Annotated in this window: 17 protein-coding genes and 2 tRNA genes; 5 read left to right on the forward strand and 14 right to left on the reverse strand. The window is 40.8% G+C overall.

Features of this window, described 5'->3' with window-relative positions; genetic code table 11:
* Positions 1–14: 14 nt before the first annotated feature.
* From AAGU76_RS15465 to AAGU76_RS15495, 7 genes are all read right to left on the reverse strand, one after another.
* Positions 15–1,922, reverse strand: a complete 1,908-nt coding sequence (locus AAGU76_RS15465) for a peptide ABC transporter substrate-binding protein (protein ID WP_342486428.1) — start codon at positions 1,920–1,922, stop codon at positions 15–17.
* A 73-nt stretch (positions 1,923–1,995) separates the two neighbouring features.
* Positions 1,996–2,072: transfer RNA gene (locus tag AAGU76_RS15470), tRNA-Arg, on the reverse strand.
* 281 nt (positions 2,073–2,353) lie between these two features.
* Positions 2,354–3,514: a D-alanyl-D-alanine carboxypeptidase family protein gene (locus AAGU76_RS15475; RefSeq protein WP_342486429.1), complete on the reverse strand. Its 1,161-nt coding sequence runs from the start codon at positions 3,512–3,514 to the stop codon at positions 2,354–2,356.
* 178 nt (positions 3,515–3,692) lie between these two features.
* Positions 3,693–4,625: an alpha/beta hydrolase gene (locus AAGU76_RS15480; protein WP_342486430.1), complete on the reverse strand. Its 933-nt coding sequence runs from the start codon at positions 4,623–4,625 to the stop codon at positions 3,693–3,695.
* 117 nt (positions 4,626–4,742) lie between these two features.
* Complete coding sequence (locus AAGU76_RS15485; RefSeq protein WP_342486431.1) at positions 4,743–5,573, reverse strand: deoxyribonuclease IV; 831 nt, start codon at positions 5,571–5,573, stop codon at positions 4,743–4,745.
* 40 nt (positions 5,574–5,613) lie between these two features.
* Positions 5,614–6,027, reverse strand: a complete 414-nt coding sequence (locus tag AAGU76_RS15490) for a VOC family protein (protein WP_342486432.1) — start codon at positions 6,025–6,027, stop codon at positions 5,614–5,616.
* Positions 6,028–6,111: 84 nt separating this feature from the next.
* Positions 6,112–6,660, reverse strand: coding sequence for a gamma carbonic anhydrase family protein (locus AAGU76_RS15495; protein WP_342486433.1), 549 nt, complete (start codon positions 6,658–6,660; stop codon positions 6,112–6,114).
* 149 nt (positions 6,661–6,809) lie between these two features.
* Between AAGU76_RS15495 and AAGU76_RS15500 the strand changes: the two genes are divergently transcribed.
* From AAGU76_RS15500 to AAGU76_RS15510, 3 genes are all read left to right on the forward strand, one after another.
* Entirely contained in the window at positions 6,810–7,409 is a 600-nt protein-coding gene (locus AAGU76_RS15500) for a hypothetical protein (protein WP_342486434.1), read from the forward strand.
* Between the two features lie 183 nt (positions 7,410–7,592).
* Complete coding sequence (locus tag AAGU76_RS15505) at positions 7,593–8,180, forward strand: RNA polymerase sigma factor (protein ID WP_342486435.1); 588 nt, start codon at positions 7,593–7,595, stop codon at positions 8,178–8,180.
* Positions 8,180–9,493 (forward strand): hypothetical protein, encoded by a 1,314-nt coding sequence (locus AAGU76_RS15510; RefSeq protein ID WP_342486436.1) that lies wholly within the window; start codon positions 8,180–8,182, stop codon positions 9,491–9,493. The genes AAGU76_RS15505 and AAGU76_RS15510 overlap by 1 nt, the downstream gene beginning before the upstream one ends.
* 387 nt (positions 9,494–9,880) lie before the next feature.
* Here the strand turns inward: AAGU76_RS15510 and serS are convergent, their stop codons facing one another.
* Both serS and AAGU76_RS15520 read right to left on the reverse strand, forming a co-directional pair.
* Positions 9,881–11,152, reverse strand: coding sequence for a serine--tRNA ligase (gene serS / locus AAGU76_RS15515; protein ID WP_342486437.1), 1,272 nt, complete (start codon positions 11,150–11,152; stop codon positions 9,881–9,883).
* Positions 11,153–11,318: 166 nt separating this feature from the next.
* Positions 11,319–11,873: an XRE family transcriptional regulator gene (locus tag AAGU76_RS15520; protein WP_342486438.1), complete on the reverse strand. Its 555-nt coding sequence runs from the start codon at positions 11,871–11,873 to the stop codon at positions 11,319–11,321.
* Positions 11,874–12,162: 289 nt separating this feature from the next.
* Between AAGU76_RS15520 and AAGU76_RS15525 the strand changes: the two genes are divergently transcribed.
* Together AAGU76_RS15525 and AAGU76_RS15530 are read left to right on the forward strand one after the other, a co-directional pair.
* Entirely contained in the window at positions 12,163–14,397 is a 2,235-nt protein-coding gene (locus AAGU76_RS15525; protein ID WP_342486439.1) for a UvrD-helicase domain-containing protein, read from the forward strand.
* Between the two features lie 129 nt (positions 14,398–14,526).
* A tRNA-Gly gene (locus AAGU76_RS15530) sits at positions 14,527–14,597 on the forward strand.
* A gap of 20 nt (positions 14,598–14,617) precedes the next feature.
* Here the strand turns inward: AAGU76_RS15530 and AAGU76_RS15535 are convergent.
* The 5 genes from AAGU76_RS15535 to AAGU76_RS15555 all read right to left on the reverse strand — a co-directional run bounded on the left by AAGU76_RS15535 (position 14,618) and on the right by AAGU76_RS15555 (position 22,358).
* A complete protein-coding gene (locus AAGU76_RS15535) occupies positions 14,618–16,921 on the reverse strand; it encodes an ATP-binding protein (RefSeq protein ID WP_342486440.1) in 2,304 nt (767 codons plus the stop codon).
* A gap of 280 nt (positions 16,922–17,201) precedes the next feature.
* Positions 17,202–18,398, reverse strand: a complete 1,197-nt coding sequence (locus tag AAGU76_RS15540; protein ID WP_342486441.1) for a class I SAM-dependent rRNA methyltransferase — start codon at positions 18,396–18,398, stop codon at positions 17,202–17,204.
* A gap of 162 nt (positions 18,399–18,560) precedes the next feature.
* On the reverse strand, positions 18,561–18,773 hold the full coding sequence (locus AAGU76_RS15545) for a MoaD/ThiS family protein (protein ID WP_342486442.1): 213 nt from the start codon (positions 18,771–18,773) through the stop codon (positions 18,561–18,563).
* A gap of 37 nt (positions 18,774–18,810) precedes the next feature.
* Positions 18,811–20,172 carry an MFS transporter gene (locus AAGU76_RS15550; RefSeq protein ID WP_342486443.1) on the reverse strand — a complete coding sequence of 454 codons (1,362 nt, stop codon included), beginning with the start codon at positions 20,170–20,172 and terminating at the stop codon, positions 18,811–18,813.
* 254 nt (positions 20,173–20,426) lie between these two features.
* Positions 20,427–22,358, reverse strand: a complete 1,932-nt coding sequence (locus tag AAGU76_RS15555) for an aldehyde ferredoxin oxidoreductase family protein (RefSeq protein WP_342486444.1) — start codon at positions 22,356–22,358, stop codon at positions 20,427–20,429.
* Positions 22,359–22,443 lie beyond the last annotated feature (85 nt).

The following is a 22,443-nucleotide window of genomic DNA, read 5'->3' on the forward strand; positions in this document are numbered from 1 at the left end:
CCCCTTAATTACAGTTATTTAGCTGCTTCCTTTAAAGCTGCATCGCGTGCTGCCTGCCATTCAACCTGAGCTGCATTGAATTCTTCTGTGCTTAGCGGTTTTGCCAGCAATTTTTGTCCCTTCCATCTTTCTGTTGAAATTCCAAATGTCGCATACTGGGATTCAAAGGGATGAACAAGGGATGCAACGTATCCGTTACGTGCACTTACGCTGTAAGGAATTACAAACGCATTTTCTATAAGCATGGCTTCAGCATCAGCAAACAGCTCATATCGTTTTGTCAAATCTGTAAACTCGGACTTGGCTTCTTTTACAATAGATTCATACACTTCGTAAATGTTCTTGCCCTGTGCATCCACATCTGTGGTATATTCGGGGAAGTTGTAGTTTCCGTCTCTTTCGAACGGGTCCGTATATGTCTGCGGATCTGCATAGTCAGGTCCCCAGTTGCATTTCATAATAGCGTAGTTTCCTGCGCGCCTTGTTCCGTCCAAAAATCCGGTAGGAGCGTGCGGAAGCAGCGTGATTTCTATGAAATCCTTTCCAAGCAGTGTTTCAAGCTGCTGTTTAACAACCTGCGCCTCATTGGCCCAGAATGTTGAGTTTGTATTGTATGGCATGAGTATTTTAACAGGGAATGTTGCTCCTGCCGCAGCCAGTTCCTCCTTAGCCTTGTCCCTGAATGCTATTGCTTCCTGCTCATTGAAGAATTCCTTTTCAGTAACGGCTGCAAGATTTCCTGTCTGCGTGAAATCATGACCGCTTTGTGAAGCAAAGTTCGGAGGTGTTATTGTGTTTATTATCCTGTATTCAGGATTGTACGGGTCTTCTGTCTTCATTGCAGCAAGCCTGTTGAAGCCCGCCATTATTGCCTTTCTGAAACTGGAGTTGTTAACTGCTATCTTCCAGTTTTCCGGCTGATATTCAGCATCAAATTTCGGATTGAAGTTAAATGCGTAGAAATATGTATATGTTCCCAGCCTATCTGGTCTTACCTGATCCTTGAGAACAGGATCGTTCATCCATTCATCCAGACTTGCCGGCGGAATTATGACATCCGATACTTCTCCTCGTTTGTACATTTCTCCTGACAGTGATGCTGCTTCTTTGTTGTACTTGTAGTTAAGCTCTGTGATGAAAATATTTTCGGCATCCCAATAGGATGGATTCTTTGTAAGAATTCTCTGCATCTGAGGCTCAAAATCCGAAAGCAGGTACGCTCCGTTGTAAAGAAGGGCAGAGTTCGATGTTCCGAACATGTCTCCCATTTCATCCAGGAATGGCCCGTATGCCGGGAAAAAGCACACATATGTAAGCATTGATTCAAAATATGGAACAGGTTCCTTCAATGTATAAACCAGTGTGTAATCGTCCTGGGCCTGTATGCCTACCTGGGCAAAATCAGTTATCTCACCGTTAAAATATGCTTCAGCATTTTTTATTACTCCGTAGAATATGTTGGCTGTTTCCGATTCGTTGTCAGGATTCAACAGGTACTGTGCCGCGCTGACGAAATCGTTTGCCGTTGTTTCAGCTACCTCATTTCCCTCGAAGTCAACCCACTTCACGCCCTTTCTCAAATGGAAAGTCCATGTGAGACCGTCTTGTGATGATTCCCATGATTCTGCCAGAGCAGGCTGAATTATGCCGTACTTGTCGTAATCAATCAGTGTGTCCACCAGATTTGCAGTCAGGGCAAAGTCTACAGTTGTGGCTGTAGTAAGGTAGTTTATGGTTGTCGCTTCCTCCGCATAAACTGTCCTGTACACCTGCTCGGCTGCATATTTTCCCCCTTCAGTAACATCTTCCGAAGCAGAATTTTCTGTCCCGGAAGGTTCCTGTGCAGGCTCAGAAGCAGTCTTGCTTGTACATGCCGTCAGTATCATTAATAATACCAACAATAAAGATAATACTTTTTTCATATTCCCCTCCTATATATTAATTAGTTTGCACTAAACAAACCCTTTGCGAATCGTTTTCATACAAAATAAAAAATGGTGCACCTGAGAGGAATCGAACCCCCGGCACATGCCTTAGGAGGGCACTGCTCTATCCTACTGAGCTACAGATGCACTACATTTGACTCATACTGAATATTACACTAATTTTTCCTTTTTGTCAATACGCTTATTGCGGTTATTCTTCGTCAAATTTCATAATTATTCCTTTATGGAATTGTGCTGTCATCTCACAAACATGCATTGTTCGAAATTTTCTTTTATATTTCAACGCTGATTTCCTATTTTTCACTATGATAGAAATAAAAGTTTCAAGTATTTATGCAAACGTTAAATTGAAATTTAATGAAAAAAATTCATGATGATGAAATTATCTTCATCATCATGAATGAACGTTAACTGAAAAGATTTACAAAAAACCTGTAGATTCTTACAAATATGTTTGCCTTCTCCACATCGGTGCTGACAATTGCATCAACTTGTCCGACTTCCTCGCCATTGACATAAATACTGATAGTTCCGACCTTGTCCCCTTTTGAAAGAGGCGCCTTAACCGTCTGATTGTAAGTTATGCTTGTCCTGACTGCATCTTCTTTGTTAACCAGCTTTTTGTAATCAATGGCTGGATAGACATCAACCTTTCCGCTTTTTGAATTTGAAATGTATACCTGATCTGCATATTGAGAAACATCAGTAAGCTTTTCCATGGTGAAGCTGTTTTTTCCGTAATCCAGGAGAGTCTTTGTTTTTTCAAGCCTTTCCTCATGTATCTGAGACCCCATGATTATTGCAATTAGTCTGTAGTCCTCCCCGTTTCCTGTTACGGGCACAGTTGATACCAGGCAAAGCCCTGCCTTGTCGGTGTATCCTGTTTTGAGGCCATCTGCCCCCTCCACAACTCCGATTATGGGATTTGTGGCAGCCTTTCTGAAGTTTCTTTCCGGCACAACAAGCTCAGGCAGCTTGGTCACTTCCAGTATTTCAGGATAAGCGAGGAGAATGTGTCTTGCCAGCTTGTAAATATCCGACACAGACATGTGATTTTGACCTGTTTCATTGTCATCTATGGGCAGTCCATGTGGATTCACAAAGCTTGCAGACAAAAGCCCCAGCTCTGAGGCCTTGGAATTCATCATGGTGACAAAATTGTCCTCCGTTTTTCCTACATGCTCAGCAATGGCAGTTGCACAGTCATTGCCTGAAACCACCAGCATGCCTTTTATGAGAAGGCTGAGTTTTACGGTTTCCCCAGACTTCAGTCCGAAATTACTTCCTTCTGTAGCAGCAGCATGTCCGCTTATTAAAACATCATCATCCAGAGATATCTTCCCTTCCGACACAGCATCCATCATCACCAGGTAAGTCATGAGCTTCGTAACACTGGCCATAGCCACCTGCTCATTGATGTTATATTCATAGAGTATTTCGCCGGTTTCCACATCACCCAGAAGCGCACCCTTTATGTTATCATTTATATTGATTTCACCAAATGCCACCGTATTCGTAAGCATTATTATGACAAGGCACAGTGACAGCAACTTACTGAATTTTTTCATTTGTTTCCTCCATTCTGTGATATTACAATTATATATTAAATTCGACACAAATGCATTATTAAAATCAAAAAACCTGCTGTAAATAATTTACTGCAGGCTTAAGTAATTACTTGATTAAACTAAGGTTCTATGAAAATCCCTTGTTTTAACATTTAAAAAACATATATTATTGTGTAAATCATTCACTTATTCTGTGTTCAATCCATTTTGCAATGTGACGGTGCACCTCTTCCCTGTCAGTTTCGTTGATTATTTCGTGTCTGTCATTTTCATACAGCCTAAAGTCTACGTCCTTAACACCCAGGGCCTTGAATTGATTGCACAGCTTCGGAACATCCTTTCCGAAGTTTCCTACGGGATCCCCGGCACCGGACAGGAAAATCACAGGCAGGTCCTTGGGAATTTTCTCGAGCTTCTTCCTATCATAAAGATATGTCATACCCTTAAACATGTTGTAATAAGCATTTAAGGTGAATATGAAATTTATCTTGTCATCAGCTAAATACTCATCGACAATACTGTCTTCCTTTGTGAGCCAGTCAACACTGGTCCTGGACGGTTCAAAAGACTTATTGTAGCTTCCTATGGCCAGGTTGTTCACGAATAAGCTTCGGTGACGCCATCCCTTTACGGTGGCTATGGCACGTGAAACAGCCATCCCTGCCTTGACCAGGACATAGGGCTGATGTCCAGTTCCCACTATTATGGCTCCGCTTAATCTGTCATGCGTGGTGATGTACTGTCTTAACAGGAATGAACCCATGCTGTGTCCAAGCATGAAGTACGGTACTCCCTTGAACTTTTCCTCCGTTAATTTTCTCAGCTTGTGCATGTCTTCAACAACTGCCGTGTTGCCATCCTTAGCGCTGAAATATCCGCGGTCTTCCTCTGTGTGAACCGATAGTCCGTGACCCAGATGGTCGTTTCCTGTTACAAGTATTCCACTGGATGCAAGACTTGTCGCGAAATCATCATACCGTTCCATATGCTCCAGCATTCCGTGGGCAATCTGAAGTACGGCTTTCACATTGCCCTTTGGTATCCACCTGATTGCATGAATTTTTGTTTTATTGTCCGATGAGTCGTAGTAAAATTCTTCCTTTCCGGTCATGGCTGCCTCTCATGTTTTTGTTTTTATGATATTGTGTTCATTTGCATAAGTCAATATATTTTGCACTTTGGCAGTCAAAAAAAGACAAGATTTACTTGTCTTTTTTTGTTTCTCGGTTTATTTGCACGCTTCTCTGATTTTTTTTATTTCTTCTCTGTGACCGTCCAGGTCGTTTGGTGTTTCCAGCAAAAACGGCAGGCCCCGAAGTGCAGGATGCATAACTATCCTTGAGATTGCATCCATCCCGATGTATCCTTCGCCTATGGTTTCATGGCGGTCCTTACGGCTGTTGTACGGATTCTTGCTGTCATTCAGGTGGACTGCATAAAGCTTGTCAAGGCCGATTATTCTGTCAAAACTGTCAAGCACTCCGTCAAGGTCATTGACAATGTCGTAGCCTGCATCATATACATGGCATGTATCCAGACACACCCCAACCTTTTCCTTAAAGTTAACCCTGTCGATAATACCCCGAAGCTCTTGAAAGGTACTTCCTATTTCAGTTCCCTTTCCGGACATTGTTTCCAGGAGCACTATGGTTGTCTGGTCTTCTTTCAGAAGTTTGTTCAATGCATACGCTATGATTGTTGAGCCTTCCTCCACCCCCTGCTTCAAGTGGCTTCCGGGATGGAAGTTGTAGTAATTTCCAGGCAGCAGCTCCATCCTTCTCAAATCGTCCTCCATGACCTCAAGGGCAAATTCCCTGGTCCTTTCAGCATTGGAGCATATGTTCAATGTGTAAGGCGCATGGCCCACCAGCTTGCCGAAGCTGTTTTCATCCATTATCCTTTGCAGCTTTTTAACATCCTCAGAATCAACTTCCCTGGCCTTGCTGCCCCTGGGATTTCGTGTAAAAAATTGAAATGTGTTGGCCCCTATGTTCAGGGCATCTCTGCCCATTGCTTCATATCCGTTGGAAACGGACAAATGGCATCCTATGTTCAGCATTTATCCTCCGCAGTAAAATCGCCCCGGATGTGGCTTAAGTTTATGTTGTGTGGCTGAACTGCCACGGTATTCCGAATTTGTCTGTAACAGAACCGTAAAGCTTGCTCCAGAATGTTTCCTGCAAATCCATGTCCACAGTTCCGCCTTCCTTCATTTTATTGAAGTATGACCTAATTTTATCCATGTCGTTTTCCACTACGGCAATGCTTACATTGTTGCCGGTGCTAAACGGCGTTCCCGGGAACGTGTCTGAAAACATGAACTTCATGCCGCTTATTTCAAGGTATGTGTGCATGACACGATTTTTGGCATCCTCCGGAAGTTCTTCGCCCGGTCTTTGAGGAGCGTCCTTGAAAAACATGACCTCCTTTTTTTCCGCATTGAAAACATCCGCGTAGAAATCCACCGCTTCCCTGCAGTTTCCGTCAAATATTAAATATACGCTTACTGACATGTTTTTCTCCTTTCGGTTATTGTAATAGTATAATTATCATATACCTCAAAATTATTACATTAACCAGAAATTTTCATCATGTGATTAAACTATCTTTTCACCCTTGTACGTTTCTCCTCCAGCATCAATCATGTAGCCGTACTTTTCGGACCACAGCGTCTTGTACTTTATTGCCTGGGCATGAATCTTGTCCGTCTCTTCGGAAATCGCCCTTACTATTTTTGCAGGAACTCCCGCAACCAATGAAAATGGAGGCACAACCTGATTTTCCTTAACAACTGCACCAGCTGCTACGATGCTTCCTCTTCCTATTACGGCATTGTTCATTACAACTGCCCCCATGCCTATGAGGCAGTGATCTTCAATGGTGCAGCCATGAATTATGGCTCTGTGACCCACTGTCACATAATCCCCTATTACTGTGGGGCATTCGTCAGCAACGTGAACCACGCTGCCATCCTGAATGTTTGTGTATTTTCCTATGCGTATGCTGTTTACGTCTCCTCTTGCAACGCAGTTGTACCACAGACTGCTGTATTCCTCCATAATCACATCACCAATCACAAAGCATCCGTCCGCTATGTATGTTTTCTCGCTGATCACAGGCATTCTGCCTTGAAAATCCTTTATCATATATACACCTTTCACCTTATTTTTCTTTTGTCATGTTGATTTCACATTTTACAACAATACATTACCATATTGAAGGAATTTCTTCAACCGTATGTTAATATTATAAAGTTTAAATAAATGCACATAATAAATAAAAAGAGAGGGTTGTTATGCACAAAAATAACACTAAGATTGCAGCTTCAGCCGCACTGATATATGAAGCCGTACTGATTTACACATTTGCATCAGGAGCCATGAACAGGGACTTCAGAGTTTTAAAGCTTGCCGCAGCAGCATCCTTGCTGGTAGTATTGCCATTTTTGCTTTTGTTTGCAGCACACAAAAAAAATATTTTGCTTCCTCCTGGGTTTTTGATTGTTTCATCGACCTTTTCATTTGCTGCCCTTTACATAGGCGAAATCAATTATTTCTACAACAGGTTCTGGTGGTATGACCTTCTGCTTCACCTTGTATTCGGCTGCTATGCTTCTCTGGTCTTCCTCTACGGGTCTTTAACCATAATACAAAGACGGCAAAACACATCCTCTCGGAGATTTGCCTTGTTCAAATCCGTTTCTTCCTTTTGTTTTGCCCTGAGCATGGGAACGCTGTGGGAGCTTTTTGAATTCACCGGTGATTATCTGTTCAATACCGGCATGGTAAAAGGAGGAATTGAGGATTCCTCCACAGATCTTCTGATTCTTGTTTTTTCCGCACTCGTAACCTGTGTTTACATTTACCGCAAAAATAAAAACAGTCCAATTCCATGATTAACAGGGCTGAAATGGTGGATAAAACTGATTTAAGCTGTGCTCTGAGTTACCCACGTACAATTTTCTTGTCAAATTTCATTTGTATGATAGAATAGATACCCTAAGAAAAAAATTTAAAATAAAATTATTTTACATGCAATAAAATAGAGTTCATGTGCGTTAATAAAAAGATGGGGTGAGATGATGGTTCTGAGTATGGTAAAGCAGCAAAACCCATATTCCAAGCATAACAACAAACTGACTATAGATGAATCTTTATTTGAAAGAATTGCCGAAAATGACATGGCCGCATTCGAGCAGCTTTACAGGATAACCGAAAAAAGCGTATATGCATTCGTACTTTCAATTCTTAAAAACCATGACGATGCACTCGATGTGGTTCAGGATACATACCTGAAAATCCGCGGAGCAGCACACCTGTACAAGCCAATGGGTAAACCCATGGCTTGGATTTTCACCATAGCGCGAAATTTGTCGATAAGCAGACTAAGATTAATAAAGCGTTCAGATAACGTGAATATGGTTGACATGGAAAACAGCATATCATTTTCTTACATGACCAACTACGACGACAAGCTGGTTATGCAGGCAACCTTTAATATATTGAATGATCAGGAAAGACAAATAATCATGCTTCATGCAGTTTCAGGGCTAGCCCACCACGAAATCGCAGACAGCCTTGGTATCCCCCTTTCCACCGAACTTTCAAAGTACCACCGGGGATTGAAAAAACTCAAAAAACATCTTTCAGGACAGGAGATGAGCTGATGAAGAAATCGGAAATTGAAAAATCAATTATGAGGGCTGTTAACGAAGCACCGTCTTTGGATTTTGAGAAATTGGCAAGCATGCCTGTGGAAAGAATGTGTGAGCATGATTACATAACAAGACAGCAGGAAGTCGCCCGTCCGCACCTGCGGAAACTGACAGCAGCTGCCTGTTCATTGGTAGTATTGATTTGTATTTCATTCTGGATTTTCATGTGCAGAATGCCTAACAGCATCATTTCCGTCGATGCGCAGCACAGCATTGAAATAGTAACAAACAGACAGAATAAGGTAATAGGTGTCAGGACATTCAGCAAGGAGTCGGAAGAAATGATTGAAGGGCTCGATCTCATGAACAAGGATTTCATCCTTGCAGTGGATGATATTTTGAGCTCAATGGTTAAACTTGGGTTCCTGAAAAACGGAAACATCTCACTAATGCTGTCTGTCGAAAGCGAAAACATTCAAAAGGCCGGATACATGCTTCACACCTTAAGCGGAACAGCATTGGAGGGCTTGTACAGCCAGGGCCTTAGACCGGAGATTTTTACCCAGTTGTTTGAAAAAAACACTGACAACTCTGAAGCGGCAAAGAAGTACAGCATATCTGTGGGAAAAATGAATCTCATAAACAACATCCTGCGTACTGATTTGAAACATTCCTACAGCGCTGAAACACTGTCAAGGATGTCTATGGAAGAGCTTATGAAAATTTACTTCAGGGATCCGGTCTCAGAGATCAGCAAACAATCCGGAAGTACAGATGCCGGCAGCACGGCTGACCCGGTGAAGGCTAAGGAAAACAGCCAGTCTGAACCAATCAGCTTCTCAGAGAATCCTGTTTCAAAAAATATTGAGGAGTCAAAAGATCACGAGACCTATATACCTGTGAAAAAAGATGACCTTACACCGCCTCAGAAAGATGACAAACCAGAAACTGGTTATGAAGCAGAAGAAGAAGAATCAACCGGAACTGAAGCTGAAGTTGTTCCTTCAGATGAAACTTCTAACGACAACAGCTACGAATACGTCGCAGAAGAAAACACGCAAACAGATTATGCCAACAATCCGGATGACGGTGAACCCTCAGGAAGCATTGTTCCTGAAGAAGACTCTGATGAAAAATCTGCAAGCAAATCAAATAAGGCTGACAAGGAAAATCCTTCAGCCGATAAAAAAAACAACGGGAATTCAGGAAGCAGCAATTCCGGCAACAACTCCGGGAGCAAAAGCAGCAGCAACGGGAACAACGGCGGCAAAAACACAGACAAAAGCAATGTCAAATCAAACAACAAGAAGGTTGAGACCATATAGTCAATGTTACTATCACAGTGCATTACTACAAATGCACTGTGTAATATATAAAAGAAAGGATTTAAGATGTTAAGAAGATTTTGCGAAAGATTTGCAGACGACTATGAATTAATTGAATTCAAGTTGCTTGGAGTTTCAATCTTGATGATTATGGGGTGCAAAATACTATGAGAAGCATAAAAAAAATACAGCCCCTTTTGGGACTATACTTTGCATAATAGCATGAAGTCTGGCCTGGTAAGCAGTGACTTCGGCTACTACCTTATATTATAATCATTTTTTTATTGAATTTCAACTAAAATGAAAGCTCAATTCATATAAATCTGATGACAGACATGTTTTAAACGTTTGTCAATAGTTTACGGCAGTTCAACTGCCTTTTTTTTATTACTCGATTCTTTCAAGTCCTCTCATGTACGGCCTCAGAACCTCAGGCACCGTCACGCTGCCGTCTTCATTCTGGTAGTTTTCCAGAATTGCTGCAAATGTTCTTCCAACCGCAAGGCCTGATCCATTTAGTGTATGAATGAATTCAGGCTTTTTGCCTGATTCAGGCTTGAACCTGATGTTTGCCCTTCTTGATTGATAATCCTCGAAGTTTGAACATGATGATATTTCAACGTAGCGGTTGTAACTGGGCATCCAGACCTCCAGGTCATAAGTCTTTGCTGAGCTGAAGCCCAAGTCCCCTGTGCATAGTTCTACTACCCTGTATGGAAGATTAAGCTCCTTCAAAATTTCTTCTGCAAATCCGGTTAACTCCTCCAGCTGTTTGTAGGAATCATCCGGTAAGGCATAGACTACCATTTCAACCTTGTCAAACTGATGGTTTCTGATAAGCCCCCTGGTATCTCTGCCTGAAGAACCAGCCTCAGCTCTGAAACAAGGAGTGTATGCTGTCATGTACATGGGAAGCTGCGAAGCGTCTAAAATTTCATCTCTGTAGATGTTGGTTACAGGAACCTCTGCCGTAGGTATAAGATAATAATTCTTTTGGTCAAGCTTGAACATGTCATCCTCAAATTTAGGAAGCTGCCCCGTTCCTACCATGCTGTTTCTGTTAACCATGAGAGGCGGTATAATTTCTGTAAATCCATGATCGATAGTGTGTTTGTCAAGCATGAATGATATCAGGGATCTTTCCAGCCTGGCTCCATGCGCTTTGAACATAGCAAAACGCGGGCCTGTAATTTTGCCAGCTCTTTCAAAATCTAAAATTTCCAGCCTTGCTCCTATGTCCCAGTGAGCCTGCGGCTCAAAGTCTAATGTCCTGGGCTCTCCCCATCGTCTTACTTCCCGATTGCCCTTATCGTTTTCACCGACTGGAATATCTTGATTCGGAATATTTGGAAGATTTAAGAGTTCTTCATTTATCTTAATGTCAATTTTCTTTATTTCATCTTCGGTTTCTTTGATTTTTTCAGACAGTGTTTTCATTTCCCCCAATATCTGTGAAACATCCTCTCCTCTCACCTTTAAATGCGGAACCTGTCTGGAGACCCTGTTATGTTCAGACTTCATGGTTTCTGCATCCATTAATTTCGCTCTTCTTAGCTTGTCAAGCTCTGCAACACCATCAAGACATAAATCCGGGTTTCTTCTTTTAAGCAGTTCTTCAACTTCTTTTGCGTTATATCTTATTCGTTTGATATCTAACATGTTGCCTCCTATAGCTGTTCAGCTCTGACAGGGTAATGTCCGACCGTAAACGTTCCGCTGTGACTACCCCTGGTATATTAAAAGCTCCCTGCTAGGCCGGGAGCTTTGTCAGCGCGTTATGCAGACGCATTGCCCACCTGACCATTGTGGTATCATTCATTAGAGGTTAATGAACTGCAGGTGATAATATGCAAAGCGCTTCTGTTTCTTCGTCATAGCTGTTGAAAATCATGTGTCCGTTGTTTTCAGGAACACATATGCTGTCCCCCTTTGAAACGGTATACACCTTATCGCCCACATGACAGTCGAGCTTTCCCTTGATTACATAGATGCATTCTTTTGCATTGTGCACTACAGTGCTTTTGCTGACCCATGTTTTAGGATTGACTTTAAACAGGAATGCCTCAAGCCCCAGGTTCCTGTCTGACTTTTCTAAAACCGGAGTGATAAACTCAAATTCTACGTTGGCATTGCCTGGTTTCACCTTTGTTCTTTCACCCTCCTGAATTCTTACAACCTTTTCGTCAGCTTCCTCAAGAAACAAGGCTGATAAAGGAACCTCCAGGGCTTCAGAAAGTCTCTTCAATACTGAAAGCGAAGGTGATATCAGGTCTCTTTCTATCTGAGAAATATACCCCGAGGTTACATCTATTTGCTCAGACAGCTCAACAATTGTTAAATTTTTGCTTTTCCTTATGCTTCTAATCTTTTCTCCTATCAATTTAGTACCCTCATTATAATATTAGTGCTACAAATATTATACACTAAATACAAATTGTGTCACGTAAATATTTAAAAATTATGTAAAAAATTACTATTACAAGAACTTAAGAATTATAGAAACTGTTGAAAACGAAGCATGCACTTTTTTATTTATAATTAATTAGCATTTTATAATAAACAATGCAATTTTAATTAATCCTTTTCATATAATGCATAATATGATATAATAGACTATTAAATATTTTTATGATTTTTTAATATTTGTGCATGTTCAAAGGGGATATAGAATGATCGAATATAAAGACAAATATTTGGAAGAAGCAGAATACCTAGAGGAAATCATCAACCTGTTAAAATATAAACTTGCTGTGGAAAACGACAAACTCGAGGAGCAGAAGGCTGATTTGATTGCATCCAGGAAGGAAATGTGGGAAAATACTACGCATTCATCAGCGGATTTCGACAAGCTGTCTGACCTGAACCAGTATTTAAGCGCCTTGCACAATCAAACCTTCAGCTATACTGAGCTTGCAAAGCGTATTGTAAAGTATGAAAAAATGCTTGACAGCCCTTACTTTGCAAGGATTGATTTCACCGAGGAAGGTTATGATGACACAGAAAAGATTTATATAGGGCTTTTCAATCTCATGGATGAGGAAACTCATGATATAAAAATCTACGATTGGCGTGCTCCCATATCAAGCGTGTACTACAGAAACGAACCCGGTCCCGTGGAATACAAGGCCCCGGCCGGAACCATAAAAGGGGTTGTTACCCTTAAGAGGCAGTACAAAATTACAAAGGGAGAAATGGAATACTTTTTTGACAGCAACATCAACATTCTTGATGAAATGCTTATGGAAGCCCTTTCAAAGAACATGACTTCCAAGATGAAGACAATTGTTGAAACTATTCAGAAGCAGCAGGACCTCATAATAAGAGACCTGGAAAATGACCTTCTGGTGGTCCAGGGAGTTGCCGGAAGCGGCAAGTCATCGGTAGCGCTTCACAGAATTGCCTATCTCATGTACCAGGGCCTCAATGTTAAGCTTTCAGCAAACAATATAATTGTAATTTCTCCGAACCCGCTGTTTTCAAAGTACATTTCCAACGTTCTTCCGGAACTTGGAGAAGACAACATAAACGAATACACCTTTGAAAACATATTTTTTAAGCTTTATGACAACAGTCTTTCGGTTAAGACAAAAAGCGAGAACTTTGAAAATATCATATGTGCCGAAACAGAGGATGAGCGAGACTTTTTAAGGTCTTACAACGAATTCAAGGGCTCCAATACATTCAGGGAAATACTGGACCGTTTTGTACATTACTTTGAGCACAGGATGATACCTTTTGAAGATGTCTACTTCAACGGGGAAATAATTGAAAACAAGCAGCTTCTCAAGGCATTCTTATTAAACGGCAGGTTGAACATGCCTACTGCAAAGAAACTGAAAATAATCGAAAACAGGCTGATTGAAAAGCTTCATGAAAGAAAGACTGTACGCCGCAGCAAAATCGAAAAAGCCGTTGTTAAACTCAACCAGCATGAATTCGAATCCAAGTCCTTCACCAGAGTGCTTGCTGCAAGGGAAACCTCTTCAATCATGGAAAGGATAAGGAAGTTCACGGAATTCGACTGCTACCAGCTGTACAAAACCCTTTTCAGCAACAGAAAAATATTCGATGCTGTTTCAAGAGGCTTAGTGCTGCCTGAAAATATAGATAAAATAATAGAATTCACAAACAAGACGATAAATGACCGATTCAATATTCCATACGCTGATGGAATCGGGCTAATGTATCTGAAAGTAAGGGCAGAAGGATGCGACTCCTTCGGCAGCATTAAGCAGGTCATCGTCGATGAAGCTCAGGATTACTTCCAGCTTCACTACTATTTGCTGAAAAACCTGTTCAGAGAAGCCCGCTTTACGGTAGTGGGCGATGTGAACCAGTCAGTGGAGAAAAAAAGCAATGTTTCCATTTATGATGATATCATATCAATTTTTGATTTTGAGAAAAGCAACAAAATTTTTCTAAACAAAAGCTACAGAAGCTCGTACGAAATAAGCCGGTTCAGCTCAAGGCTGCTGGACGAGGGAACATACACAGAGTTTTTCAGACGAAATGAAGATGAACCTGAGGTAATCAAATGTTCCGATTCAGAAGATATGGATGACAAAATTGTAAGGGACATTGAAAAATACAAATCGCAGGATTTAAACACAATTGCTGTTATATGCAAGAACAGGAAGGAAGCTTCCGAGCTTTACTTCAGGATTGCTGGCAAAACAGATGCGAAGCTTGTGGACTATTTAAGCGAGCAGAGTCTCACAGGAACAATAATAGTGCCCGTATACATGGCTAAAGGGCTGGAATTTGACGCTGTAATGATTTATGAGACCAACAGCAGAAACTACAAAACCGATTATGACAAGAAGCTTTTGTACATTGCCTGCACCAGGGCTCTTCACAGACTGTCGCTGTATCATACCGGAAAAATCACAAGATATCTTGCATAATCAAATATGTTAAAACAAATGCAGCCGCCTTTAAGGCGGCTTGTACTTTTCCAGTAACAAATTTGACAATTATTGCTTTTAATGTCTTGATTTTTTGCCCGCAAAGTCATATAATTATGACTAGCGTATGCGGGTGTAGCTTAGTGGCAGAGTTCCGGCTTCCCAAGCCGGCTGTGTGGGTTCGATTCCCATCACCCGCTTTTATTGTGTCTTGAATGTATCAAAGTGAATAAATGTCGGAAAATTCAATGTTGATCATCTCAATTTTACTGTGCTGCAAATTGTTGCTTACATGTTCTGCCTGCTTACCAATCACCCTTGGCGGAAGTTTTATTCTGAACGTACTGCCTTCCCCCACCTTGCTTTCAACGCTTATTTCTCCGTGGTGTTTTTCAACTATTGACTTGACAAGGGACAATCCCACTCCACTTCCTTCAGCATTCCTTGAGAGGGTCTTGTCTACCTGGTGAAATCTTTCAAAAATCATGTCCAGCTGATTCTTATCTATTCCCACGCCGTTGTCCCTGACTATAATTTCAACGGTTTCTTCATTGTTAATCACTGATACTTCAATCTTGCTTCCCTTGTCTGAAAACTTAATTGCATTTGAAATAAGATTGAGGATAACCCTTTCGATTTTATAAGGATCAACAGCAATAATCCTTTCCTCTGCTTCGGAACAGAATTCAACAGTTAATCCCTTTCCCTCCACGTATTCCGAAACTGACTTCACAATGTTTTTTACAAGTCCAACAACATTTACATCTTCAAGGTTCATGGTCATGTGTCCGGATTGAAGCTTTGATAGGTCAACGATGTTGTTGACCAGCTTTGTAAGGCGATAGCAGTTTTGTTTTATGATGTCCATATTTCTCCTGAAGGACTCCATGTTATCTTCAGACAGCCCACGTCCAAACTGTATGTTCATGAGCTGATTTGCGCTGAATATGACGTTCAACGGAGTTTTTAGCTCATGGGTGATGTTAATGAAAAATTCTTCTTCTGTCTTCAACGTTTCCTCAGCTTGTTCCTTTGCTGCTATCTCGTTTGTGATATCAACACATAGCATCACTATCTCGGCAATTTCATTGTTGAGTTTGAAAAGCGGTTCAAAAACCAATTTAAAGTGCTTCTCTTCCCCCTTAACGTTGAACCTGACTATAAGTGTATGTGTGCTGTTTTGCTTTGTTTTGAGTATAACTTTGATGAGCTGCTCGTATTCAGGGTTACCTTCCTGCAGGTTCAGGCATTGGAATATGTTTTTCCCGTGCATTTCTGAAATAGTAAACATGCCGTTGTGTTTATCCCGAAGCAAGTCGTAGAACATAGTGTTGATGTCAACAATGTTAAATTCAGGATATGATATCCTTAGTATTCCAAGGTTCATGCTGGTGATTATCCTGTTGAGCATGTAATACTGGGTCTGGATGTACAGATTTTCCTCATACTTCAATCTGTCTGAGTCATCCTTCAAAAGCAAAATTCCCTTATTGATGTTTCCATATTCGTCATATATGGGTGAACCGTTTGCGCAGTAATGGAAAACCCCGTCAGGGCTGACCCTGGTAAAGTAGAAGTTGTTTACAGTCTCACCTCGTATGATTCTCGGAATTGGCATATCCTCCAGCTTTATGTTTTTACCGGACAAGTCAGCATAGCGCGTATGTGCCAGCGTATCTCCCACCTTTCTGAAGGTTTCAGGGTTGTATACGAATTCCCTGGCTTTCTTGTTCATTCTTATGTAAGTACCTTCTTTGTCAAATATGAACAACCCGTCTGACATATTTTCGAATATGGCTTCAAGCTCCTTGTTCTTCTGTACAATGGCGTTTCTTTCCAGTACCCTTCTAGTCACATCCAGTATGGACATAATTATGTACTTGACCTTGTTGTGCTCATGAAGCGGAACCATGGAAAGATTCCAGTATGTAACGCCGCGCTGATAGTGAAATTGTTCGTATTCCTCCTGGAAATAAGCATTGCCTGTACTGATGACCCTGCAAAACATTTCCTGGAGGTTGCTTTGCCCGTAGCCTGTAATAATTTCATTTAATTTCATTCCCATAGCCGCTGCTTTCCGGTTGAACGGCTCATCAAGCATATTCAGGTACTCTCTGTTTGTTTTCAGTATGATCATTTCTGGGCATCCTAAAACCACAACTCCTGTATTCTTGTCTGTGTACATTTTGCTTATAATACTGAAGGTCTTGTTGTACCTGTTGTTCACCCTGCTGTCGAAAAATATTGCCTTTAGTGCTGTATCAATCTGAACACACTCCACCGTTACCTCTATTGATTCAAGATATCTGTCGAATATGTAGCATCTCTGCCTTCCCTTGAGTTGCTCCAGGCTAAGCTGGTAATTAACCCTGAGCAGCCCCCCTATATATTCAAGTTTCTGCCCTACCACCTCTTTGGATGAATAGCCGGTAATACTCAGGAACATGTCATTTGTTTCTGTTACAACACCTTCACTGACCAGCAGAAACGGTCTGTCACCGAATTCCTTCAATATTCTTTCCATCGCAGCCCTCCAATATAGTATCCACTATGCCACAACATCAGTGCACAGCAATCGGCTTGTTTTCACCGATTCTATAAATACATCGAGGCAAAGGCGGAAGTCTTTGCTTCATTTATTATTTATTATAGCATAAATTTTCCCACATTTAAACCAGTGATATTCATTCAAAATCTGCGCATGAAAAAAGGGACTTTTGCATTAGTGATGATTATTATCGTGTCATTCTGAGGGCTATAGACCGAAAGATGACAGAAACACACTTAATGCAACAGTTCCCTCATTATTTTTCTTCGCATACCTGGAAGATATAGAATTTCAGGTAGTAGGACTCATCGGCAGCCCAAAGTATAGGATGGTCAGAGGACTGCGTCCTGTATTCCACCTGTCTCAGCCTTTTCTTTGCATCCTTTGCAGCCAGGCCTATGGTATTCGCAAACAGCTCCGGTGTCATGAAGTGTGAACAGGAGCATGTTACCAGGTAACCTCCGTCTTCTACGAGCTTCATTCCGCGAAGATTTATTTCCTTGTATCCCTTAATTGCCTTCTTAAGGGATTCCCTCGATTTGGTGAATGCAGGAGGATCAAGTACAACCACATCAAACTTCTCGCCCTTTTGCTCAAGCTGCGGCAAAAGATCGAACACATCTGCAACCATGAACCTAACCCTGTCCTCAAGACCGTTCAGCTTTGCATTTTCTTCTGCTTCATTTATTCCAAGCTCTGAGGCATCAACGCCTAAAACATTCTTTGCACCAGCTATGCCTGCATTGAGAGCAAAGGATCCTGTGTGTGTGAAGCAGTCAAGAACTTTTGCATCTTTGCAAAGTGGATGAATGGCAGCCCTGTTCATTTTCTGGTCAAGGAAAAACCCTGTCTTCTGCCCTTTTTCCACATCAACAAAGTATTTCACTCCGTTTTCCACAATCTGAACCTTTGTGTCAAAAGGATCCCCTATGAATCCGGTCGCAAGGTCCATACCTTCCTTAAGACGCACTTTTGCGTCGCTTCTTTCATAGACGCCCCTTATGTTCATACCCTCTTCAGCCAGCACCTTCTTAAGCATGTCAATAATCTTAAGCTTAAGCCTGTCGATTCCCAGAGCAAGAGACTGTACCACCAGGATATCAGAATACTTGTCAACCACGATTCCAGGAAGAAAGTCTGCCTCACCGAAGATCAGGCGGCAGCTTGACATATCAATTGTGTGCTTTCTGTAGCTGATGCAGTCTCTTACACGCTGTTCAATGAAATCATCATCTACTTCCTGGTTCTTATTTCTGCTCATTATCCTGATGGTGATTTTAGAATTGGTGTTTATGAAGCCGCTTCCAAGAAAATAGCCGTTGAAGGCTTCAACCTTTACAATGTCTCCGTTTTCAAAGCTTCCTTCTATTTTGTCTATTTCGTTGTCAAAGACCCATGCGCCTCCGGCATTCAGGGTCCTTCCTTCACCTTTTTTCAATGTTACTGTTGCCATATGTTCTCCTTATAATAAAAAATACTGTGATTAGCTATAATACCATGATCCTAATGCAAATCCAGTATTTCCGTTTTCATAAATTCAGTATTATTGTAGAATAAATGTTAGTAAATGTAAAGCTTTAAATTAAACTGTTTAAAGACATCTACTTCTTGCTTATTATCCGCCGGCAAGAGGAGGAAAAATTGTCAATATATCTCCATCCTTTATCCTCTCATCCAGTTCCTTGCAGCATCCGTTAACTGTAACAAATTCAACTTCTTCTTTTTTTACTCCGACTTTATCTAAAACATCAACAATTTCAACTTCATTATCCAGGATCATCCGCATGCTTTTGAACATTCCTGTGTACAGTCTAATTTCTATCTCCATAATACCTCTCTTCCATGCTTCAACAAATTGAACAACATTACCCAAGCTGTTTCGTATAATATAATCCTTCTTTCTTCTTATAGATATCTTTCATTATTTTTCCATTAAGTTTATAAAAATACATCGGAATGACGCTTATGGCCGTTAACGCAGCTGATCCCAAAAAAGTTAACGCTGAAATTCCATATGCCACGTCTTGTGGCTGCACAGGCAGAGACTGATTGTAGCCAATCGCTGAAAGTCCGAATGATGCGATTGAGGCTCCCAGTACAGAAGCAAAATGCATACAGGAAGACCCTATCGAATATGAAAAGGCTCTGCCACTGATATTGCGGTCAATTTCATTGTAATCTGCGATATCGGTGATAAACGGCATATATAGTGCTGCTCCAAAACTATAAACAAAACTGTAAACGGACAAAAGAAGCATAAAAACCAAAATTCTCTCTGAAAACAGAAATATCAACACTGTCAAAGCAGATGCAATAAGAGTGGAAACATTGTATATAGCAAGCTTGTCAAACCTTTTTACAAAGAATTTCACTGCAAAGAATCCAATGAACTGAAAAACCGTGTATATCAAAATATATGAACTCATAATTGTTTCATTTCCTATAAAATACTTGAAATGATATACTATCAAGGTGAAAAGCAATGTAGAGGAAGCGTATCTGAATATCTGCGAAACAATAAATGGAATAATTGGTCCATTTATTGTTTTAAGAATCTCTTTGAAAGACAATTTTGAATTATTCTTATTAACTGAAAAATTTTCAACCTTGTCGTATGGTTTTGCCACTCTTGCGACGATTAACATAGAAATTAACATGATAAATCCATATACCGCAGCTGATGCAGTATAACCGGTTGCTGAATCAGAAAAATCACCAAGCAATTTGACTCCCAAATAGCTAAAGATTATTCCTGCTATTGTCCCAAGTTGTGAAGCTCCGACAGAAAGTGAAACTGTTTCAACAGAATCCTTACCTATCACTCCTAGAAGGGACCTGTAGGCTACCCACATAAAATCATACCCGAAATATGCGAGGAGATAGAAAACCAGGAATAGCACAACAGACAGATCTTTACCAACGTCAAACTTGGAAAAAAACAACACGGTGCTGACAGAACAGATGGAACTGCCTATTATCAACCAGGGCCAATACTTTCCGGTTTTAAAATTAACCCTGTCTACTAATATTCCGCAACACAACGCTGCAATGGCTTCAAACCACTGAACCGTCGAATATATGGCTGCTGCCTGTGTTACAGGAAACTTTTGAATATTTGTTAGAAATATCAGCAGGTAATATGCTACAAGAAGATTGAAAAAATTGAAACCAAACTCCCCTAATCCATATGAGTATATGGTCTTGTTAGTCAGCTTGTTATTGTTCATTAGAACACCTCAATTTCATAAATATTGTAACAACGCTCTTGTCTTTCTATAGACCTTATTCGTGAGGGTTAGTTATTATAAAGGTCAAAACCAGTGATACTTATTACAATTATAATATACTTTGAACTGTGCAATCAATCAAGTTTAATATTACTTACTTCTTAGGATGGCTATAAACACAATATTGCTTAACAACCCCTTGTCCATTATGGACAAGGGATTATTAAGCAATGACTGCAATAAGTTAAGGTCAGTTATGCATTTTCCTGTAGTGTTTCACTGCCATAGATTATTTCCATTACATCATCAAGAGCTCCTATCTTCTCAAGTATTTCCCTGCTTGGGACACCTGTTTCCACATCACAGCCAAGCCCCTCAAAGAACAAATCTCCCATTAGTTTGTTATCAACCACAACACCTCCGTTTGGTCCGCAGGGAAGCGGAGGTTGACCTAAAAGTCGTGGCGACATGTCAAAATCCTTTCGCAGAAAACCCTCTCTGATGTTGAATCCATGGCGCAGCATAAAGAATCTCAAACCCATATAGAATGATTTTGACGGATAGATTTCAAATCCGGTCACTGCAGAAATAGCCTCATTCATCCAGTTTCCGGGATATACCATATTTGAGAACATACACACACCTGCAGCATTCATCATCTCCTGATAAGCCACCCTTGCAATGTTCGGCATATCAGAAAATTTTTCAATTTTTGATATGTCCATTGTCTTATACTTTAGATCGTCTATTGGTTTAGTTTTTGCACCTCCCTTAACATGGCGCCCCGGTGTAGGATCAAATTGATACATACGTGAATAACCCAGCGCTGTCGGTCTTCTGCCATCATGCATTGCAGGTTCTATTCCTTTGCAAACCGTGAGAAATTCAAACCCCTTACCCAGTTTCTCTGCTGCTCCTTTTTGACCTAATGATAGGAATTTACCGCAGCCATCATTTTTAGCTATTTTTTCCGTAAGCTCAACTATGGCCTCTGCATTGCCCCAGGTTGGCTTTATACCATCCAGTTCTTCAGCTGTAAGAACTCCATGTTCATAGCATTCCATAGCCCAGGCAATTGTTGAACCGGCTGAGATGACATCCATACCGGCTCTGTTGCAAATCTCATTGCACTTGAATATAGCTTCAACATCTGAATTCAGACAATTAATACCAAACGCTGCAAAAGTCTCGTATTCTGGTCTTTCTGTGGCGCCTATAGGCCACTTGCCGCTATTGACCTCGTATATAGCTCCGCAGCCCAAAATACAGCTGTTGCAAGCATATTTTTTAATGTTGTACTTTTCATCAAAAGTACTAATATCAACCTTATTGGCATTTTCTTCTCCAAAATCCGTTATGCCAACTCCGCTCCAATTTTTTACGGGAGAATCTCCTCCCAATGCGCTTTGCCTGTTATCACATCCTGTACCGTATGCTCTGAAGTTCTTGATGTATGGACCAAGTGGTGTCTTTTCAGAACCTTTGAGTGCAAATAGCAATTCCTTATTTAATGACTTCAGTTTTTCTTTATCAGCCACTTCTATTTTTCCTGTGCCTTTGACAGCTATAGCCTTTAATTTTTTTGAACCCATTACCGTTCCACAGCCACCTCTTCCTGCTGCTCGAAAGCCATCATTGATAATGCATGCATACATGCTGAGATTTTCACCTGCAGGTCCGATTGCTGCGATTTTCACTTTGGACTCGCCTGTTTCTTCTTTTATGGAATCCCATATTTCTTTACAGTCCTGTCCCCATAAATGCGTTGCATCTTTTAACTCAGCCTTACCATCATTAATATATAAATATGTTGGTTTTTGCGATATGCCTGTAAAGAAAACTGCATCGAAGCCAGCCTTTTTCAACTCGGCTCCAAAGTCTCCTCCGGAATTTGCATCATTGAAAGTATTTGACACCGGAGATTTACATACGACTGTATATCTACCCCCTATGGCTGCAGATGTGCCATTGAGGACACCCGTTGTAAATCCAAGAATATTATCCGGACCCAGCGGATCTGCATTAGCTTTCATGCGGTCCAGCATAATTTTAGCGCCTATACCGTAGCCGCTAAGGTAATTCTTTGCCATTTCAATAGTCAAAGGCTCTTCGGTCAATATGCCTGTACCTAAGTCAACAAAAAGCATCTTACCTGCATATCCATACATGATTTTATTTTCTTGCATATGTTAATCTCCTTTTTGACTTGAATTATTCTTATACTGATATTATTGAAAAGATCAGCACTGAATTTGCAAAATCTATTTATAT

This window comes from Sedimentibacter sp. (assembly GCF_038562225.1).
Lineage (GTDB): Bacteria > Bacillota > Clostridia > Tissierellales > Sedimentibacteraceae > Sedimentibacter.

Excerpts from the sequence above, each read along its gene's own strand:
- AAGU76_RS15545 (WP_342486442.1), bottom strand. The coding sequence starts at position 18,773 with ATGGAGATAGAAATTAGACTGTACACAGGAATGTTCAAAAGCATGCGG.
- AAGU76_RS15550 (WP_342486443.1), bottom strand. The coding sequence starts at position 20,172 with ATGAACAATAACAAGCTGACTAACAAGACCATATACTCATATGGATTA.
- AAGU76_RS15540 (WP_342486441.1), bottom strand. The coding sequence starts at position 18,398 with ATGGCAACAGTAACATTGAAAAAAGGTGAAGGAAGGACCCTGAATGCC.
- AAGU76_RS15505 (WP_342486435.1), top strand. The coding sequence starts at position 7,593 with ATGATGGTTCTGAGTATGGTAAAGCAGCAAAACCCATATTCCAAGCAT.
- AAGU76_RS15525 (WP_342486439.1), top strand. The coding sequence starts at position 12,163 with ATGATCGAATATAAAGACAAATATTTGGAAGAAGCAGAATACCTAGAG.
- AAGU76_RS15555 (WP_342486444.1), bottom strand. The coding sequence starts at position 22,358 with ATGCAAGAAAATAAAATCATGTATGGATATGCAGGTAAGATGCTTTTT.
- AAGU76_RS15495 (WP_342486433.1), bottom strand. The coding sequence starts at position 6,660 with ATGATAAAGGATTTTCAAGGCAGAATGCCTGTGATCAGCGAGAAAACA.
- AAGU76_RS15535 (WP_342486440.1), bottom strand. The coding sequence starts at position 16,921 with ATGGAAAGAATATTGAAGGAATTCGGTGACAGACCGTTTCTGCTGGTC.
- serS (WP_342486437.1), bottom strand. The coding sequence starts at position 11,152 with ATGTTAGATATCAAACGAATAAGATATAACGCAAAAGAAGTTGAAGAA.
- AAGU76_RS15480 (WP_342486430.1), bottom strand. The coding sequence starts at position 4,625 with ATGACCGGAAAGGAAGAATTTTACTACGACTCATCGGACAATAAAACA.
- AAGU76_RS15490 (WP_342486432.1), bottom strand. The coding sequence starts at position 6,027 with ATGTCAGTAAGCGTATATTTAATATTTGACGGAAACTGCAGGGAAGCG.
- AAGU76_RS15500 (WP_342486434.1), top strand. The coding sequence starts at position 6,810 with ATGCACAAAAATAACACTAAGATTGCAGCTTCAGCCGCACTGATATAT.
- AAGU76_RS15475 (WP_342486429.1), bottom strand. The coding sequence starts at position 3,514 with ATGAAAAAATTCAGTAAGTTGCTGTCACTGTGCCTTGTCATAATAATG.
- AAGU76_RS15465 (WP_342486428.1), bottom strand. The coding sequence starts at position 1,922 with ATGAAAAAAGTATTATCTTTATTGTTGGTATTATTAATGATACTGACG.
- AAGU76_RS15485 (WP_342486431.1), bottom strand. The coding sequence starts at position 5,573 with ATGCTGAACATAGGATGCCATTTGTCCGTTTCCAACGGATATGAAGCA.
- AAGU76_RS15510 (WP_342486436.1), top strand. The coding sequence starts at position 8,180 with ATGAAGAAATCGGAAATTGAAAAATCAATTATGAGGGCTGTTAACGAA.